The sequence below is a fragment of the Variovorax sp. Soil_C_17 genome (assembly GCF_057657265.1).
The window spans coordinates 367,017-383,227 of sequence record NZ_JBDGIT010000005.1 but is presented as its reverse complement, the minus strand read 5'-3'; the positions used below and the strand labels follow the sequence as shown (position 1 = coordinate 383,227).

Annotated in this window: 18 protein-coding genes; 14 read left to right on the top strand and 4 right to left on the bottom strand. The window is 65.3% G+C overall.

Annotated features, from left to right (window positions below; translation table 11 throughout):
- Nucleotides 1-27 precede the first annotated feature (27 nt).
- A complete protein-coding gene (locus tag AC3A6Y_RS24590; protein ID WP_487870857.1) occupies nucleotides 28-378 on the top strand; it encodes a hypothetical protein in 351 nt (116 codons plus the stop codon).
- Nucleotides 379-404: 26 nt separating this feature from the next.
- A complete protein-coding gene (locus AC3A6Y_RS24585; RefSeq protein WP_487870856.1) occupies nucleotides 405-935 on the top strand; it encodes an H-NS family nucleoid-associated regulatory protein in 531 nt (176 codons plus the stop codon).
- Nucleotides 936-1,140: 205 nt separating this feature from the next.
- Here the strand turns inward: AC3A6Y_RS24585 and AC3A6Y_RS24580 are convergent, their stop codons facing one another.
- Genes AC3A6Y_RS24580 through AC3A6Y_RS24565 form a run of 4 tightly spaced genes read right to left on the bottom strand, consistent with a single transcriptional unit; the run spans nucleotide 1,141 to nucleotide 3,488 of the window.
- Nucleotides 1,141-1,449 (bottom strand): hypothetical protein, encoded by a 309-nt coding sequence (locus AC3A6Y_RS24580; protein WP_487870855.1) that lies wholly within the window; start codon nucleotides 1,447-1,449, stop codon nucleotides 1,141-1,143.
- On the bottom strand, nucleotides 1,433-1,780 hold the full coding sequence (locus tag AC3A6Y_RS24575) for a hypothetical protein (RefSeq protein WP_487870854.1): 348 nt from the start codon (nucleotides 1,778-1,780) through the stop codon (nucleotides 1,433-1,435). Before AC3A6Y_RS24575 ends, AC3A6Y_RS24580 begins: the two co-directional genes overlap by 17 nt.
- The gene (locus AC3A6Y_RS24570) at nucleotides 1,777-2,697 is read right to left on the bottom strand and encodes a ParB/RepB/Spo0J family partition protein (protein ID WP_487870853.1); all 921 of its coding nucleotides are present in this window, start codon (nucleotides 2,695-2,697) and stop codon (nucleotides 1,777-1,779) included. The genes AC3A6Y_RS24575 and AC3A6Y_RS24570 overlap by 4 nt, the downstream gene beginning before the upstream one ends.
- Nucleotides 2,694-3,488, bottom strand: coding sequence for a ParA family protein (locus tag AC3A6Y_RS24565; RefSeq protein WP_487870852.1), 795 nt, complete (start codon nucleotides 3,486-3,488; stop codon nucleotides 2,694-2,696). The genes AC3A6Y_RS24570 and AC3A6Y_RS24565 overlap by 4 nt, the downstream gene beginning before the upstream one ends.
- A gap of 323 nt (nucleotides 3,489-3,811) precedes the next feature.
- Between AC3A6Y_RS24565 and AC3A6Y_RS24560 the strand changes: the two genes are divergently transcribed.
- The 12 genes from AC3A6Y_RS24560 (at nucleotide 3,812) to AC3A6Y_RS24505 (ending at nucleotide 16,081) form a co-directional block, all read left to right on the top strand.
- Complete coding sequence (locus AC3A6Y_RS24560; RefSeq protein WP_487870851.1) at nucleotides 3,812-4,336, top strand: hypothetical protein; 525 nt, start codon at nucleotides 3,812-3,814, stop codon at nucleotides 4,334-4,336.
- Between the two features lie 77 nt (nucleotides 4,337-4,413).
- On the top strand, nucleotides 4,414-4,710 hold the full coding sequence (locus AC3A6Y_RS24555; protein ID WP_487870900.1) for a hypothetical protein: 297 nt from the start codon (nucleotides 4,414-4,416) through the stop codon (nucleotides 4,708-4,710).
- A 59-nt stretch (nucleotides 4,711-4,769) separates the two neighbouring features.
- A complete protein-coding gene (locus tag AC3A6Y_RS24550) occupies nucleotides 4,770-5,039 on the top strand; it encodes a TrbC/VirB2 family protein (RefSeq protein ID WP_487870898.1) in 270 nt (89 codons plus the stop codon).
- A gap of 12 nt (nucleotides 5,040-5,051) precedes the next feature.
- Nucleotides 5,052-5,420, top strand: coding sequence for a VirB3 family type IV secretion system protein (locus AC3A6Y_RS24545; RefSeq protein WP_487870850.1), 369 nt, complete (start codon nucleotides 5,052-5,054; stop codon nucleotides 5,418-5,420).
- 13 nt (nucleotides 5,421-5,433) lie between these two features.
- On the top strand, nucleotides 5,434-7,941 hold the full coding sequence (locus AC3A6Y_RS24540; protein ID WP_487870849.1) for a VirB4 family type IV secretion/conjugal transfer ATPase: 2,508 nt from the start codon (nucleotides 5,434-5,436) through the stop codon (nucleotides 7,939-7,941).
- Nucleotides 7,934-8,668 (top strand): TrbJ/VirB5 family protein, encoded by a 735-nt coding sequence (locus AC3A6Y_RS24535; protein WP_487870848.1) that lies wholly within the window; start codon nucleotides 7,934-7,936, stop codon nucleotides 8,666-8,668. Before AC3A6Y_RS24540 ends, AC3A6Y_RS24535 begins: the two co-directional genes overlap by 8 nt.
- 269 nt (nucleotides 8,669-8,937) lie before the next feature.
- Nucleotides 8,938-9,990: a TrbL/VirB6 family protein gene (locus tag AC3A6Y_RS24530; protein WP_487870847.1), complete on the top strand. Its 1,053-nt coding sequence runs from the start codon at nucleotides 8,938-8,940 to the stop codon at nucleotides 9,988-9,990.
- Nucleotides 9,991-10,141: 151 nt separating this feature from the next.
- On the top strand, nucleotides 10,142-10,864 hold the full coding sequence (locus tag AC3A6Y_RS24525) for a VirB8 family type IV secretion system protein (protein ID WP_487870846.1): 723 nt from the start codon (nucleotides 10,142-10,144) through the stop codon (nucleotides 10,862-10,864).
- Nucleotides 10,861-11,703: a P-type conjugative transfer protein VirB9 gene (virB9, locus tag AC3A6Y_RS24520; protein WP_487870845.1), complete on the top strand. Its 843-nt coding sequence runs from the start codon at nucleotides 10,861-10,863 to the stop codon at nucleotides 11,701-11,703. The genes AC3A6Y_RS24525 and virB9 overlap by 4 nt, the downstream gene beginning before the upstream one ends.
- Nucleotides 11,700-13,040 (top strand): type IV secretion system protein VirB10, encoded by a 1,341-nt coding sequence (gene virB10 / locus AC3A6Y_RS24515; protein WP_487870844.1) that lies wholly within the window; start codon nucleotides 11,700-11,702, stop codon nucleotides 13,038-13,040. The genes virB9 and virB10 overlap by 4 nt, the downstream gene beginning before the upstream one ends.
- Nucleotides 13,009-14,157: a P-type DNA transfer ATPase VirB11 gene (gene virB11, locus AC3A6Y_RS24510; protein WP_487870843.1), complete on the top strand. Its 1,149-nt coding sequence runs from the start codon at nucleotides 13,009-13,011 to the stop codon at nucleotides 14,155-14,157. The genes virB10 and virB11 overlap by 32 nt, the downstream gene beginning before the upstream one ends.
- Entirely contained in the window at nucleotides 14,123-16,081 is a 1,959-nt protein-coding gene (locus AC3A6Y_RS24505; protein ID WP_487870842.1) for a type IV secretory system conjugative DNA transfer family protein, read from the top strand. The genes virB11 and AC3A6Y_RS24505 overlap by 35 nt, the downstream gene beginning before the upstream one ends.
- Nucleotides 16,082-16,211 lie beyond the last annotated feature (130 nt).

Below are 16,211 nucleotides of genomic sequence, written 5' to 3'. Positions count from 1 at the left end.
TCAGGCCCAGTTACCGTCCGCAGTGCATTGGCGCTCACACTGAGAAAGCAGCGCAATCTTTTGGGCAATGAATCGCAATACGAAGCTGCCAAGCAGGTCTTGGAGGAAGCGGGGCTGGATTCCAGCGGTTGCGGGTCGTGTCGACTACGGCATACCTTCGCGTTGCGACAGCTGCGCCACGGCACAGTCCACGATCAGGTGGCACGCCGGCTGGGGGTCGAGCCAGACGCCATGGACAAATACCGCAGCGTCGTGAGCAATCCCGAGGTGATTGTCTTGCCGCTGAGACCCCATGTCGAGAGCGTCAACAAGTCAGTCACATGGGCGTACTGCAAATGGAGTAAATCCGCTTTCAATTGGCGAGAGAGTAAAGTCTGACCTCTGTTCATTCAATGGAAGTATCCATGGCGCAAACGTACACGCAGATCAAAAAACAGATCGAACAGCTTCAGCGACAGGCAGAAGTTCTCCGTCACAGAGAGGTCCAGGGTGTCGTCGACCGAATCAAAGTGGCGATTGCGCACTACGGCCTGACCGCTGAGCAGCTGGGACTCGGCACAGGCCAATCGGTCGCGCGTCCGAAGAAGATCGGGAAATCCGCGAGCCAGTCCGGCGCGACCTTCAGTGATGGCAACGGCAACGCCTGGTCTGGTCGTGGGCCGCGCCCTCATTGGCTTCGCAACGCGCTGGCAGCGGGTCGGTCCATCGAAGAATTCAGAGCGGGATCGCGCACGAAATCGAGCTCCTCCGCGAAGTCGCAGTCTGACGAGACTGCTGCACCGGCGGCCCGCCCCGCTCGCAAGAAGGGCAAGCGCATTGCGAAGATGCGCTACAAGGATGACGCAGGCAATTCCTGGAGCGGTTTCGGGCCCAGGCCCCGATGGCTGAAGGCCGCACTGGACGCCGGGAAGTCATTGGAAGACCTGGCCAAATAGAACCGGCGTCGAGACCGCAGGCAGCCGGGCAACGGCCGCACCCACAGCGGTGCCCGGCTGCCTGGCCCTCGACTCTGCTGCACATCGATCTCGCCGGTCGCCTCGCTGAGGCAGACGCCGCGTGGGCCCAACGATGGCGCATGGAGAGAGGAAACGCGACGACCGTTTGCTGCCGCTGCCGGCGCAGCTCGTCTGGGGATGCCGTTCACTCGGGCACCTCTGCTCCCCGCTTCTTCATCTTGGCCAAATGCCTTTCGTAGGCCAGCCGCGCGGCCGCCACCGCTTCCGCGGGTCCCCTGAGCTTCAGCTCGTCAATGCCGACCGGCAATGCTGAATCCTGCACGGCCTTGCGGATCGCATAGACCCGCTGCAGGATCACCCCGTACTCGGCGGCCAGCAGCTGGGGCTTTTCCTTGTGAATGAAGAGGCGCCGGGCGATCTCCAGTGTGCGGGCATCGAACTTGCGCTGCTTGGCGATGCGTGCCAACTGCCCTTCGTCAACGATCTTGATCATGCGATGGCAGCGTCATGAACAGGCTCATCAGCCCGAGGTAGAGCCAGTAAAGCATCAAGGCACCCACGGAAAAGGCCAGCATGCCCCAGCGAGGGAAACGAGCGTCGCCGATCAGGAAGCCGAAGATCAGGGTCACCAGAAAGGAAAGGAATGCGACCGGCACCAGCACCGCACGCACGATCGGTTCGCCCAGCACCAGCAGCGCGCAGATCACCCATCGCGCCAGCTGCAAGCCCGCACAAAGGCACCACCAGGCCGCGGCCAGTGTCCAATGAAGCGCCGTCACACCGCGCTGATGCGGCAGATCCGTTCCGATTCGCAGATGGTTCATGACTGCTCCTCCGTGGCCCAGCAAACGGGGCGCAGGTCCCGCAGCGGAAGCAAGCTTCGCGTGCCATCGCCGAACCTCACCTCTCCCACGTCGCTGTCCTGTGCTTTCAGGCGCAGCGATCCGCGTCGGCCACCATGCTCCACCACCAGCACGGTTCGGCCCCCGCTGACGGCTTTCGTCGACTGGCCCAGGCCGGGTGCCGGCGATGTCCCGGACGAGGTGCCGGGCGAGGGCGTGCGGGGCGCCTCGCCGAGCAGCGCATCGATGCTGGCCCGATTGATCGGCGTGTCTCCTGCCAGCAGGTCTTCGACCCGGCCCGGAAAGCCGCGTGCTGCAGCGACGAGTCGGTGGAGGGTCCGCACGTCGGAGCCCAGGCGACCTGATTCGACCGCACGTCGGACCGGCGCAGGCGCGTCGATCAGTGCGGCAGCCTCGCTGATGTAGGTGCGCGGCTTGGCCAGACGCCTGGCGATCTCGGACTTCGACAATCCTTCTTTCTCGCGGGCGCACACGAAGGCGGCCAGGTCGAACGGCGACATGTCCTCCCGATGCAGGTTCTCCGCGGCCTGCGCGAAGGGATCGACGCGCTCGTCAATGAAGGCGGGCACATGGAGCAGGCCCGCCTTGCGCGCCGCGCGCACGCGGCGCTCTCCCCGGTTCACGACGTACCGCCCGGGCAGCTGCGGGTGCGTGCGCAACGACACCGGCTCGAGGACCCCGTGCGTGCGGATCGACACCCCCAACTCCTCGATGCTGTCTTCCTTGAAAGTGCGCCGAGGTTGCGAAGGATCGAAATCGATGAGTTCCACTGCAACCGGGGTGGGCGCGCCGCGATCAGAACGACCCTCTGCAGCCGATAACAAGTCAGACGCGCGAAACTGCGACAGACCGCTGAGGTCCAGCTCGGGTGCACTCATGCCGACACTCCTGTCGTCTCGGTTTCGGCGTCAGCCGAATCCATGCGTTGCTGAAGGAGGCCGAACAAGGCCTTGAGCTCGATGCTGGCCTCGCGTGCCGAGCTCTTGGGCAGATCCCACACGGGAAGACCGGCGGCCAGCGCCTCTGGAATGGCCGAACGTGTCGAGATCCGCGCCGGGATGACGAACTCCCGATAGTGATCGACCAGTTGCTGCATCGCGGCCTTCTGACGAACTGAATGCGGGTTGAAGCGATTGAGCACGATGCCTGCCAGCTGCAACCTGGGGTTGTAGCGCTGACGCACGCCGAAGATCGTCTTGAGCATGTCGGTCACGCCATCGATGCTGTACTCCTCCAACTCGATCGGACAGACCACTGCCGTGGCCGCGATCAAGGCGGCACTCATGCGCAATCCCAGAGCAGGCGGCGTGTCGATCACGACCGTGTCGAAACGCTGCGCCACGCTTGCCACGTTCTTGCGAAACGCCGGAATCACAGCTTCCGGACGCGCCAGTTCGATGTCCGCCATGGTCTTGCCGCCTGCCACGAGTGCTATACCCGGTTTGGATCCACCTGAAATCCCGCTGCCGAGCCCTTCCCTGAAGAGTTCAACAGCACCGACACCGGAATTGAATTGCCGCAGCGTCTTCGAGCTGTTGGCCTGCGTGTCCAGGTCGACGACGCACGCGCACTGGCCCTGCACATCCGCCAGCCAGTGCGCGTAGAGCACCGCCAGGGTCGACTTGCCGACACCGCCTTTCTGATTGCCGAACACCACCACGTTGCTCATGAAAGCACCTCGCGGATCAATCGTGCGACCCCGCATCGGTCCAAGGACGCGGCGAAGGACTCGCAACAATACGTAAAGAACTTCTCGGAATGCGCTCGACCGGCGAACTGCGGCCAGCAACACATGGACAAGCCCGTTTTCAGGCAGGTCGCGCATTTAGCGTAGTCTCGCAATTTCCGTTTGTCCAGTTGTTCTATAGCACAGCTATAGAAAGTAAAACAAAGGTGTTTCATTGACAGGCGCGCGCTCGCGGGCGGACATTGCGCCTCATGCGAGCAAGGCACCTTGATCACTGCGGATGGATTGAGGAGGGACGGCACAGCGTGTCGTTTCAACTCGTCGCCGTGTTGGGCCTCCTGATCTGCACTTGCGGCGCCACGGCACAAACATCATCGGCACCTCGTCATGTCCGCGCTGCGGAGCAGGCAGCGCGCGACAGTGAGCGGGTGGAGATCCTTCGGCAGGAATTGAAGAAATCCGAAGCGCTGCTGGAGGCGCTGGAGCGCCGCAAGATCCAGCCAAGGCCCGCCGCGGATGTGGAGAGCGCCAGCGAAGCGGAAGAGCAGCGCGGCCGCACGCTCAGCGACATCGCGGGCCTCAAGCGCGAACTGGCGGCGGCCACACGGGCCGCCGCAGCCCCGCAGGGCAACGCTGAGGTTGCGGTCACGCCGAAGCCCGCGCCCATCGCGCTTCCATCTCGCCCGGCGAAGACACCGCCTGCCGCGCCGTGGTGGGACGTTTACGGCAAGGTCCGGCTCATGGAGACCCCCGCTGCCGCTTCTTCTGCCGTGTCCATCGCCCCCGCCGAGGCGGGTCCGCGCAGTGATTCCGCCCGTCGACCGGAGTAGCGCCATGACCGCGAGCACTTTCGTTCACAATTCCGAGCCAGTCACCATTCCCTGTTCCACGGAATTCAGGCACCCCCATGGCCACCACGGCTCGGCACAAATCCCAGCAGAACCAGGACCCACCCGCCAACCCGCTCACGCAGCTCGAGCTGATCGAGTTGCTGCACAAGCGTGCGGTGAACGAGCTGGTGATCGTGGAAGTCGAGCCGGCCCGATACCAGGTGCATCCCATCATCGCCTGGCGGATTGGGCGCAGCGTGTTGCTGGGCTCGGCCGGCCAGCCGCGAACCTTTCGCAGCCTGGACACCCTGGCCACGCACCTGAAGACGCTCGGGACCGGGCGCACCGTGGTGCGGCTCGAACTGCTCGGCTAGCCAATACCTCGCGCTCGCCGGCCTCGCCGGTCCCTGCATCTGGCGGCTGGGCCGTCCGGCTGTGGGCTGCCCTTATCGCCGGGCTGTGCATCCTGCTGCCGGAGCTGGTGCTGGCCGGCAGCCCCTTCGCCACCGGCGCCAATGCCACTCAGCAGCAACTCGTCGCCATCCTCACGCCGCTGGCGGCGGTCGCTGTCATGGTCTCCGGCGCGATGGCCTGGTTCGGGCGCCTGAGCTGGTGGTGGATGGTGGCGGTCGTGATCGGGACCGTGCTGGTCTTCGGTGGCCCGCAGATCGTCTCCTGGATCCGGGGCCTGTTCGGCGTCTGAAGGGCACGGCAAATGAGCCACAACCAGGGCATCGTCGCCGACCCGCTCTTCGTCGGCATGACCCGTCCGTCGATGGTCTGGGGCGTCACCTACTCGGCCATGATGTTCAACATCGTCATCACGACCGAGTCGTTCATTGTGACGAAGAACCTCGCCTGGCTGCTGGCCTTCGTGCCGGTCCACGGCGTGCTCTACCTGGTGTGCCTGTACGAGCCGCGGTTCTTCGACCTGCTGCAGCTGTGGGGGCGCACGCGTCTCCCGGCCATGCTTGGCGGCAACCTGCGGTACTGGCGCGCCAACTCCTACAGCCCGCTGGCGCTGGAGATGCCCGATGTTCGGGGACGCCGCCGCATGCGCACGGCGCCGGCGGCGGTGAGCTGACACGGGATGTGCCATGCAACTGGTCTCCCGCTCCGAGAAGACGCTGCGCCGCGAGGTCGGCGCCGCGTCCATGATCCCGCTCGCGGCGCATGTGGACGAGCATGTGGCCCGCACGCGAGCGGGCGACTACGTCCAGACCCTGCGCCTGGCCGGCGCGAGCTTCGAAAGCGCGGACGACGAGGACATCAACAGCTGGCACGAACGCCTGAATATCCTGCTGCGCAACATCGCCTCGCCCAACCTGGCCCTGTGGACGCACGTGATCCGGCGGCGGGAAACCGGCTATCCGGCTGGTCGGACGATCCCTGGCTTCGCCGACGAGGTCGAACAGCGCTACCGCCGCAAGATGGCCGGCGAGCGGCTGATGGTCAACGAGCTGTACCTGTCGGTGGTCTTTAGGCCGCAACCCACGCGGATCGGCAACGCCGCGCTGCGGCTGCTCAAGCGCACGGATCCGGAGGGCGCGCAGACGGAACTGCGCGATTCCCTGGACGCCTGCACCAAGCTGCGCCAGGAGCTGCTTGCGGCCCTGGAGCGCTACGACCCAGAGGCGCTGGGCATCTACCGGCTGCCAGGAAAAAACGTGCTCTTCTCCTCCCTGGTGGAGTTCCACGGCCTGCTGGTCAACGGGGAGTGGCAGCGCATGCCGCTGCCGCGCTCGCCCCTGAACGAGGTCCTGGCCACCACACGGCCCTTCTTTGGCAACGAGGCCATGGAGTACCGCACGGGTACCCAGACCCGCATCGGCGCCTTCCTGGGGATCAAGGTGTATCCGACGCCCACGGCGCCCGGCATGTTCGGCGCCCTGCTGACAGCGCCTTTTGCCTTCGTGCTCACCCAGAGCTTTACCTTCCTGGCCAAGGGCACTGCCACCGACATGATGAGTCGCCAGCATCACCGGATGGCGGCCGCCGGTGACCTGGCGGTCTCGCAGGCCGAGGAGCTCAAGGACGCGCTGGACGACCTGATGAGCAACCGCTTCGTCGTGGGTGACCATCATTTCAGCCTCCACGTGCTGGCCGACACCTACGATGGCGTGCGCGAGGCCGAGGGCCGGCCTCGCCTGAAACAGCTCAACGACAACGTGGCGCGCGCCCGCTACCTGCTCGGCGACACCGGCATGGTGGTGGCGCGCGAAGACCTCGCCTTGGAGGCGGCCTTCTGGGCACAGCTGCCGGGGAATTTCGCCTACCGCAGCCGCAAGGCCCCCATCACCAGCCGCAACTTCGCGGCCATGTCGCCCTTCCACAATTTCCCGACCGGCCGCGCGACGGGCAACTTCTGGGGCGATGCGCTGACCATGTTCATGACGCGCGCCGGCTCGCCCTATTACTTCTCGCTGCACGCGAGCGACCCGCGCAGCCCGGACGGCGGCAGCCGGCGCGACGTGGGACACATCACGGGCGTAGGGCCGGTCGGTACCGGCAAGACCACCTTGCTGGGCTTTTGCATGGTGGCGATCTGCAACCGGCTGGATGCGACGCAGGTCATCTTCGACAAGGACGAGGGCCTGCACATCCTGGTACGGGCACTGGGCGGCCAGTACCTGCCTCTCAAGAACGGGACCCCGACCGGCTGCAATCCCCTGCAGCTCGACGACTCGATCGCCGACAACGTCGAGTTCATGCGGCATTGGCTCAGGCGCCTCGTCATGCGCACGCCGAACGACCCCCTGACGGTTCGTCAGGAAGATGACCTTGACCAGGCGCTGCGCGGTACCCTGAAGCTCGATCCGCCGTTCAGGCGCTTGTCCCGGCTCATCGCCTTTCTCGACATCACGGACCCGGAGGGGATGTACGCGCGCCTTCGCAAATGGTGCGCCTCGGAGCACGGCGACTACGCTTGGGTCTTCGACAACGACCATGACGACGTGGCGCCCCTGCTGGCCGACCACGCACTGGTCGGCTTCGACGTGACCGACTTCCTGGACAACGAGGTGGTCCGGGCGCCGCTGACGATGTACCTCTTTCATCTGGTCAACCGGATGGTGGACGGACGGCCCCTCGTGTGCTGGATGGACGAGTTCGCCAAGCTCCTGAGCGACCCGAGCTTCGCGAAGTTCGCCAAGAACGGGTTGGAGACCTGGCGCAAGAAGAACGCGAACATCGCCACCTTCACCCAGAGCACCAGCCATGTGCTCGATTCCAGCATCGCGCGGGCGATCGTCGAGCAGACGCCGACGAAGATCCTGTTCCCCAACCCCGAAGCGGACTACGACGAATACACCCAGGGCTTCAATTTGACGGACCGGGAGTTCGCGCTCATCAAACACGAGCTCGAGCCGGGCTCGCGTCACTTCCTGATCAAGCAAAACCATGTGAGCGTGGTTGCGCAGCTCGATCTCCATGGCTTCGAGGACGCTTTGCACGTCATCTCGGGACGCACGAGCAATGTGCGCCTCATGCGCGAACTCATCGACCGGCACGGCCCGCAGCCCGATCGATGGCTGGCCCCTTTCCGAGCGGCCCTGGCCGTTCGCTCTCCCCGTCCAAACTCGCCCCTGGAGGTCTCCCATGCGTAGACACCTTCTCGCCTTCTTCCTCTCAGCGGCGGCTCTCCTGGCACCGCTGCACGCGAAGGCCGGCATTCCGGTCATTGATGTCACGGCGGTCGCCAACCTGATGCAGCAGGTCATGTACTGGCAGCAGCAGATCTCCGCGATGCAGAGGCAGTACGAGCAGCTGAAGGCCTCGAAGGACCAGCTGGCCCTGACCTACGGCGCCATGACAGGGTCCCGAGGCATGGAACATTTGCTGCCGACTTCGGACCTGGCGCGCAATTACCTGCCGGCGAGCTACGGTGAGCTGATGAACACGCTCAACGGCTCATCGCCGAGCTACGCCGGCCTGGCCAATCACGTGCAGTCGATCATGAGGGCCAACAGCGTGCTCTCAGGCGGACAGATGGATGCCCTGAGTCCGGAGATGCGCCAGATCGTCGAGCAGGGTCGCCAGTCGGCTGCCATGCTCAACGGCATGACCCATAGCGCCTACCAGAACACCAGCCAGCGCTTCTCGGCGCTGCAACAATTGATCAATCGCATCGCCACCGCCCACGATCCCAAGGCCATCCAGGACCTGCAGGCGCGGATCCAGGCCGAGCAGAACATGCTCACCAATGAGCAGACAAAGCTGCAGAGTCTCTATCAAGTCGCTCAATCTGAAGAGCTCATGCGCAAGCAGCGCATCCGAGAGCAATCCGCATCGGACATCGGCTCCATGCGATCGCTTCCCACCGTCGACTACTAGCAAGCAGGACCCTATATGCAAAAAACAGCGTGGACCCTGCTCGCAGTCATCGTCGCGGCAGCGGCAGGGGGTGGGGCGTACTACGTCATCCAGCACGAGACAGTGCAACAGACGCCTCCTGTAGTGCAGCAATCACCCGCTCCTTCGCCTCCAGCACCGAGGAAGCCTGATGACGACTTGACCAAGCAGAAGCTTGAGGGCATCGGCAGCACACGAGACCTGAAGCCGGTTCCCATTCCGCAGGGCAACGCCCGATAGGACTTCCCGTCATGGGCTTCTTCGCACAGTTCTTCTCCTGGCTCGATGGCCAGCTCGCTAACTATGTTGGCACGCACACGGCGCAGGTTGCGTCCTCAATTGAACCCGCTGCGGTGACGTTCGCAACAATCTACGTGATGATCTGGGGCTATCTCAGCCTCACCGGACGAGTTCAAGAGCCGATCTGGGAAGGAATCAAGCGAATTTTCACGATCGCGATCATCCTTGGCGTAGGACTTCGGCTTTGGACCTACAACCAAGTCATCACGGATACCTTCTATCGAGCACCCGAGCAGCTGGCGGCATCAGTCGTTGGGGCACCGACCGTCGTGAGCGTGATTGATCAAGTCTGGTTTGACGGAACGGCCGTTGCTGAACAGTTGCTAAAGAAGGGGAGCGTATTGGACAGCGACTTTGCGTTTTATGCGGCAGGGTTTCTGGTCTATCTACTCGTTGGCCTGACCGTTGTGGTGACGGCATTCCTGCTTGGGCTGTCGAAGGTGGCTATTGCAATCTTGCTGGCCTTGGGCCCGATCTTCATCGTCTTGCTCTTCTTTGATGCAACAAGACGATTCTTTGAGTCATGGACTGCACAGCTAGCCAACTATGCACTCGTCGGAGTACTCACCATGTTTTCCGCTGCGCTACTGCTGAACATTGTCAAGGCGTACGCGGCCAGTGCGGCGGCGGCGGGCCCTGGGATAACCATCGCCGCAAGTGCACGAGTCTGCGTTGCCTCGGCCCTTGTTTTCCTAGTAATGCGCCAAGTTATGTCGATCGCCGCAGGACTTGCGAGCGGTGTGGCGCTGAGCACCTATGGTGTCGTTAGCGGAATGCTCCGCTGGGGGCTGGGCGGTGCAAAGCGCACTAGCTACGAATTCAGCCGAGGGGTCCTCGACGGCCTGCGGGGAGAACCAGGCAGCCGCTGGGACTCGTTCCGCCGCCTGGCGGGGAACCGCGTCGGCGCCGGCGTGACCTCGATCAGTCGTGTTGGCACGCCGCGCCGTGGCGGCACGTTGATCCCGCGCGAGCAAGTCATGCCAAATCACTCTCGGCGTGGATGACCCGTGGAAGCGCCCGATGAAGCTCATGGTCGCCCTCTTCGCCTTCGCTCTGGTCTCTGCCTGCGGCACTCGCCCGCCCTTGCCACCGGAGTGCGAAGGGCCACTCACGCCGATCAACGCCTCTACCAGTGCTGGGAATTAGGAGCGGTCAATGCACCGGGACGCCGCTCTTGAGAACTACCTGCGCGAGGCCCAGAGCTGGGAGCTCGACCGCGCACGCCGGGCGGAGCGATCGGCCAAGGTCGCCTGGATCGTCGCCGCAGTGGCGGCGGCCATCGCCGTTCTCTCGGTGGCCGCAGTCACCGGACTTACCCCGCTGAAGCAACCCGTTCCGGTCGTCATCCGGGTCGACAGCAGCAGCGGGATCGTCGACATCGTCCCCGCCTATGAGGGCACGAGCGACATCGAGCAGGTGGTGACGCGCAACCTGCTGCAGAACTACGTGATCGCGCGCGAGCGTTACTTCTATGGCACCGCGGAGGCGGACTACGAACTGGTCGCTTCGCAGAACTCGCCCTCCCTCAACCAGGAGTGGGCGGCCCTGTGGGCCACCAACAACCCTACCTCGCCCTTGAACGTCTACAAGGACGGTACGTCCATCCGCACGCAGGTGCGCTCGGTCACCTTCCTCAAGCTGGAAAGCGGCAAGGACAAGCTGGCGCAGGTCCGCTTCAGCCGCTACACCCGTCCTGGCGGCACGGGCGAAGAACAAGCGAGCCACTGGGTCTCCACGATGGAGTTCGCCTACGTCCCGCCCTCGAAGGACGACAAGACGCGCTCGCTCAATCCGCTGGGTTTTCGCGTCGTGGAGTACCGCCGTGAGCCCGAGGTCGCCGCCGCGGGCGTTACACTTGGCAGGCAGGATGCGCGATGAGGCCCCAAGGCGCACACCGCACGTTTCCGTTCGCGATCGCATTGGCGGCCGGGCTGGCGCTCATCGCCCCGCGCGCCCACAGCGCCACCGTGCCCCCGGCCGGCAAGGTCGACGCCCGGGTCCGTGTGGTCGCCTACAACCCCGACGACGTCGTCACGCTGCAGGGCTACGTCGGCTACCAGATCCATCTGCAGTTCGCCGAGGGCGAGGAGTTCGTGAACCTCGGCTCCGGCGACAACGGTGCCTTTGATGTCGGCGCCGAGCGCAATCACTTCTTCATCAAACCCAGGGAGGCGCGCGCCTCGACCAACCTCACGGTGCTCACCAACCGGCGGGCCTACCACTTCGATTACGTCGTCTCTGCAACCGCACCCTCGGGCGCCGCCGCCAGGCGCATGGTGTATTCGGTGCGCTTCACCTATCCCGAGGACGTGGCCCGCGCCGCGGCAGCCGATCGGGAGCGCCGCCAGACCGAGGCCCGCATGAGCCGGGCGGCGGCAGAACGGCCGAGCAACACCGACTACTGGTTCTGCGGCAGCGAGTCGCTCAAGCCCATGAGCGCCTACGACGACGGGGTGCAAACCCGACTGCGTTTTCAGGCGCGCTCCGAGTTCCCCGCCATGTTCGTCCAGAACGACGACGGCTCCGAATCGCTGCTGAACTTCAACGTCGACGAAGACGAAGTCGTCATCCACCGCGTGGCGCGCCGCTTCGTGCTGCGCCGGGGCACGCTGGTCGGCTGCGTCGTCAACCAGTCCTTCGCCGGCGGCGGCGCACGCACCCCGACCCACACCAACGCGCCAGGGGTTCAGCGCATCACCACGGGAGACGGGCCATGACTTGGCTGGATCGCACCCGTCGTGCCTCCCGAGCCAATCGGCCGGAGCACGACGACACGCCCGAGATCGATCCGGACACGGGAGAGGTCCTGTCCGCACGGCAAGACGCGGACTCAGCAAGCGAGGCATCCCGAACAGCCGCAGAGAGCACCACGATCCGGGGCGAACGCGCTATCCCCTCGGTCAATCGCGAGCGCTCCATCCAGTCGCGAATCAGCGGCGCCCTGGCGCTGGCCACGATCATCCTGTTGGGCGCCGGCTTCCTGTTCTGGTACTACAACACGCAGTACGCCAAGACCCGAGAGGCCGAGGAGGCCGCAAGAAAAGCCGCCGTCGCACGCGCCGGCGGCGAGATGAAAGTGCCACCGCTGGGTCGCATCGACCCACCGAGGGCCCCGCTGGACCCGACACCGGTCTCCACCCACCCGGCCCCGCCACCGCCCCCGGCGCCGGCGAACAACGCCAACGCGGGCCCGCCGCAGAAGACGCCCGAGCAGATCGCACTGGAACGCCAGCTCGGCGTCCCCGTTCTTCGCCGCGCGCAGACGGCCCAGGCGGCAGGTGCCACACCCCCTTACGCGTCCGCGGAACAGACGGCCGTGCCCCTGGGCGTCCCGGGCATGGCCCAACTGCTGGGGGCGCTGCAGCCATCCAATGCCAGTTCTGCAGCTTCCAGCGGCGGCAGCCTCGCCGCCAGCCTGCGGCCCACGCCCACCCCGGCGGTCGCCGCCCAGACCCTGCCCACGCGGCGCATGCTGCTGCCCAAGGGCGCCTTCATCGACTGCACCCTGGAAACCGCCATCGATTCCACCTACGAGGGCATGACCACCTGCATCGGCGCCAGCGACATCTATGGGGCCGATGGCAAGGTGGTGTTGCTGGAGCGCGGCACCAAGTACGTCGGCGAGCAGCGCGGAACGCCGCGCCAGGGGCAGGGCCGGGTCTTCGTCGTGTGGAACGAAGCCCGCACGCCCACCGGCATCGTGGTGCAACTGGCCTCCCCCGGCACTGACGAACTGGGACGCAACGGCCTGCCGGGCTTCGTCGACACCCACTTCTGGGACCGCTTCGGTGCCGCGATCCTGATCTCGATCATCGACGGCACGATGCAGGCCATCGCTGCCCACCAGCAAAGCGGCACCAATGTCGGCAGCGGCGGCGGCGTGGTGCTCGGCCCGCAAGGCAGCCGCGACGTCATCACGGAGGTGCTGCGCAGCACCGTCGCCATCCCACCCACCGTCATCAAGAACCAGGGCGAGCGCATCCAGATCCTGGTGGCGCGTGATGTGGATTTCAGGAGCGTCTATGCGCTTCGAGCCGAGCCGTCCACCCCTTGACCGCGAGCTTGGCGCCGCAACCGGCAGCTCGCAGCCGACGAGTGGGCCTGCGCCGGTTGCGGCGTCTGAAGCGCCGCCCTCGTCCCTTGCCCTCTTCCTCGGTCCGCTCAGCAGCCTGCTGGACGATCCCGAGGTCACCGAGATCTGCATCAACGAACCCTGCGCTGCCTTCGTGGAACGGCAGTCCGGCTGGACGCGCGAGGAACTGCCGTTCGCCAGCTTCGACTGGTGCATGTCCATCGCCAAGCTGGTGGCCAACTTCACGCGCCAGCGCATCTCGGCCAACGAGCCCCTCCTGTCCGCCACCCTGCCCGGCGGCGAACGGATCCAGATCGTGCTGCCGCCGGCCACGCTGGACCGGACTATCTCGATCACGATCCGGCGTCCCTCCAATGCGCTCTGGACTCTGGAAGAGCTGGAGAAGTTGGGCATCTTCGAGCCGACCCGCAGCGTGCCCGCGACGCAGATGCGGCAGCACGAGCTGAAGCAGCTGTCGCCAGAAGACAAGGAGCTGACGGGCCTGCTCGAACGCAGACAGTTCGTGTCCTTTCTGCGCCGCGCCGTCCAGCTGCGCAAGAACATCCTCCTGTCCGGTGCCACCGGCTCCGGCAAGACCACCGTCAGCAAGGCGCTGATCCTCGAGGTGCCTGCCGAGGACCGTCTCATCACCATCGAGGACGTCCAGGAGCTGTCGCTGCGCAACCAGCCCAATCACGTGCGGCTCTTCTACTCGCAGGGCTCCCAGGGACAGGCCGAGGTCACGCCCGGCCAGCTGCTGGCCAGCGCCAAGCGGCAGCGCCCCGACCGGGTATTCGTGTCCGAGCTGCGCACCGGCGAGGAGGTCTACGACTACCTGGTGTCTGTCAACACCGGCCACCCCGGCTCGATCACCAGCGTGCACGCGGACAGCGCGGAGATGGCCTTCGTCGCACTGGCGCAGCTCATGAAGCGCAGCCAGGCCGGCCAGGGCATGAGCACCCGCGAGGGGGTGGAGCTGGCCCAGATGAGCGTGGACATCATCGTGCAGTGCGCGAGAGACCGGCAGGATGGCCGGCAGTGTCGCATCGTGCGGGAGATCTGGTATGACCCAGCCACCAGGCGCCGAGAGCTGGCCTAGCCCCTTCAGGATTGCGGTCGCGCTGCTGGTGGCGGCGGTAGTCGGCCTGTACGTCGCCGGCTATGCCTTCCTGATGGCAATGAAAATGCCGCCGCAGAACGCAACGCTGCTCACCATTCATCAGTACTGGGAGGCCTACGGCGAGCGCCCGGACGTACGTAACACTCTCATAGCCACCTTGGTCGGCTCCCAAGGCCTGATGATGGGCCTGGTCGGCTTCGCCATGCTGCCGCGGCGCCGGCCCCTGCACGGCGATGCACGATTCGCCACCCGGGGCGAGGTTGAGCGGGCGGGTCTCCTGAACGAGAATGGCATCATCCTCGGGCGCCTGGGCCGCCGCTACCTGGTGCTGCCGGGCCAGCAGGGGGTGGAGCTGGAGGCGCCGCCGCGCAGCGGCAAGGGCGTCGGCGTCGTCATTCCCAATTTGCTGAACTGGCCCGGCTCCACAATCGTCAGCGACGTCAAGGGCGAGAACTTCCTGCGCACGGCGGGCTTCCGGCAGGTGCATGGACAGGAAGTCCACCTGTTCGATCCCCTGTCCGAGTGCGAGTGCTCGGCGCGCTGGAATCCGCTGGGCTATGTGTCCGAACTGCCCTACCGCTGCATCGACGACCTGCAGCGCATCGGCACGATGCTGTTTCCCGATCCGCAGGTCGGCGATCCGTTCTGGACTTCATCGGCCCGGTCGCTGTTCCTGGGCATTGCCCTGTACCTCTTCCAGACCGAGGGCGCCACGCGCACCCTGGGCGAGGTGCTGCGCCAGGGCATGGCCAGCGATGCCGAGGGCTTCCAGAAGCACTGGAAGCGCGTGATCGACGCCTGCGAGCGCGCCGGCTATCCCCTGTCGCAGGAGGCGGTGCAAAGCCTTTACGACGTGATCGACCTGGCGCCGACCACGGCCTCCAGCATCCGCAAGACCTTCACCAGTCGCCTGGACCTCTGGCTCAACCCGATGATCGATGCGGCGACCTCGGCCAACGACTTCGACCTGCGCGAGCTGCGCAAGCGCCCGATCTCCATCTATGTCCAGATCAACCCGGACAACATCGCCCGCTTGCAGCCGCTGCTCAATCTCTTCTTTCAGCAGGCGATCGGCCTGCAGACACGCGAGCTCCCGGAAAACAACCCGCAGCTTCGCCACCAAGTCCTGCTGATGCTCGACGAGTTCCCGGCGCTCGGGCGCATCCCGGTCATCGCCGAGTCCACCGCCTTCCTGCCCGGCTACAACGTGCGCACCGTCCTGATCGTCCAGTCCAACTCGCAGCTGATCGAGAAGTACGGCATCGAGGGCGCCAAGTCGATCCGCAAGATGCTGGCAGCGCGCATCGTGTTTCCGCCCAAGGAGTACGACGATGCGGAGGCGATCTCGCGCGAGCTGGGGACCTACACCGTCCAGCAGAAGACCGTGAGTCGCCCCATGTGGGGCGGCGCGGGCAGTGCGGGCAAGGCGCCGACCGTGAGCATCAGCGAACAGCCCCGCCGCCTCTTGCTGCCGCAGGAGGTGAAGGAGCTGGGATCGACCCGGATGATCCTGTTCTACGAAGGCCTGCGTCCCGTGCTCGCGCACCGGGTCATTTACTTCCGCGACAGGTTCTTCGCCAAGCGGGAGCTGCCGCCGCCGCCGGTGCCGAAGCTGGATGTGGACAAGTCCAGTCGCGCCCTCACGGCCGCTTCGGCGACGCCCGCTGACGAAGAAGCCGCCGCGACCATGAATCCCGGATCCACCACCGATGCCACGCCGCAAGGCGGCGGCTCTGCACTGACGAAGGAGAGTCGCACCATGGCGAGCGAGGTACTGAACGACGACCTGAAGCTGGACGACTTCTCGTTCGACTTCGACGACGTGGAGATCCCTACCGAGAGGCTCAGCGACGAGGACATGAAGCGCCGGGCCGACGAGTTCATGGCACGGCTGCTGGACTGAAACCGCATCGAGCCGAGTCGGACAGCACGAAACGCCGAGCATGCCCAACACGCACCCGAAAGGAGCCGTGATGTCGACCGACCATCCCCCCGAAAGTTTTTCAGCCGGCACCGCAAGCACCGAACCAAGG

Coding starts and splice junctions, on each gene's coding strand:
- AC3A6Y_RS24585 (WP_487870856.1), top strand. CDS start 405: ATGGCGCAAACGTACACGCAGATCAAAAAACAGATCGAACAGCTTCAG.
- AC3A6Y_RS24580 (WP_487870855.1), bottom strand. CDS start 1,449: ATGATCAAGATCGTTGACGAAGGGCAGTTGGCACGCATCGCCAAGCAG.
- AC3A6Y_RS24575 (WP_487870854.1), bottom strand. CDS start 1,780: ATGAACCATCTGCGAATCGGAACGGATCTGCCGCATCAGCGCGGTGTG.
- AC3A6Y_RS24570 (WP_487870853.1), bottom strand. CDS start 2,697: ATGAGTGCACCCGAGCTGGACCTCAGCGGTCTGTCGCAGTTTCGCGCG.
- AC3A6Y_RS24565 (WP_487870852.1), bottom strand. CDS start 3,488: ATGAGCAACGTGGTGGTGTTCGGCAATCAGAAAGGCGGTGTCGGCAAG.
- AC3A6Y_RS24555 (WP_487870900.1), top strand. CDS start 4,414: ATGGCCACCACGGCTCGGCACAAATCCCAGCAGAACCAGGACCCACCC.
- AC3A6Y_RS24545 (WP_487870850.1), top strand. CDS start 5,052: ATGAGCCACAACCAGGGCATCGTCGCCGACCCGCTCTTCGTCGGCATG.
- AC3A6Y_RS24540 (WP_487870849.1), top strand. CDS start 5,434: ATGCAACTGGTCTCCCGCTCCGAGAAGACGCTGCGCCGCGAGGTCGGC.
- AC3A6Y_RS24535 (WP_487870848.1), top strand. CDS start 7,934: ATGCGTAGACACCTTCTCGCCTTCTTCCTCTCAGCGGCGGCTCTCCTG.
- AC3A6Y_RS24530 (WP_487870847.1), top strand. CDS start 8,938: ATGGGCTTCTTCGCACAGTTCTTCTCCTGGCTCGATGGCCAGCTCGCT.
- AC3A6Y_RS24525 (WP_487870846.1), top strand. CDS start 10,142: ATGCACCGGGACGCCGCTCTTGAGAACTACCTGCGCGAGGCCCAGAGC.
- virB9 (WP_487870845.1), top strand. CDS start 10,861: ATGAGGCCCCAAGGCGCACACCGCACGTTTCCGTTCGCGATCGCATTG.
- virB10 (WP_487870844.1), top strand. CDS start 11,700: ATGACTTGGCTGGATCGCACCCGTCGTGCCTCCCGAGCCAATCGGCCG.
- virB11 (WP_487870843.1), top strand. CDS start 13,009: ATGCGCTTCGAGCCGAGCCGTCCACCCCTTGACCGCGAGCTTGGCGCC.
- AC3A6Y_RS24505 (WP_487870842.1), top strand. CDS start 14,123: ATGACCCAGCCACCAGGCGCCGAGAGCTGGCCTAGCCCCTTCAGGATT.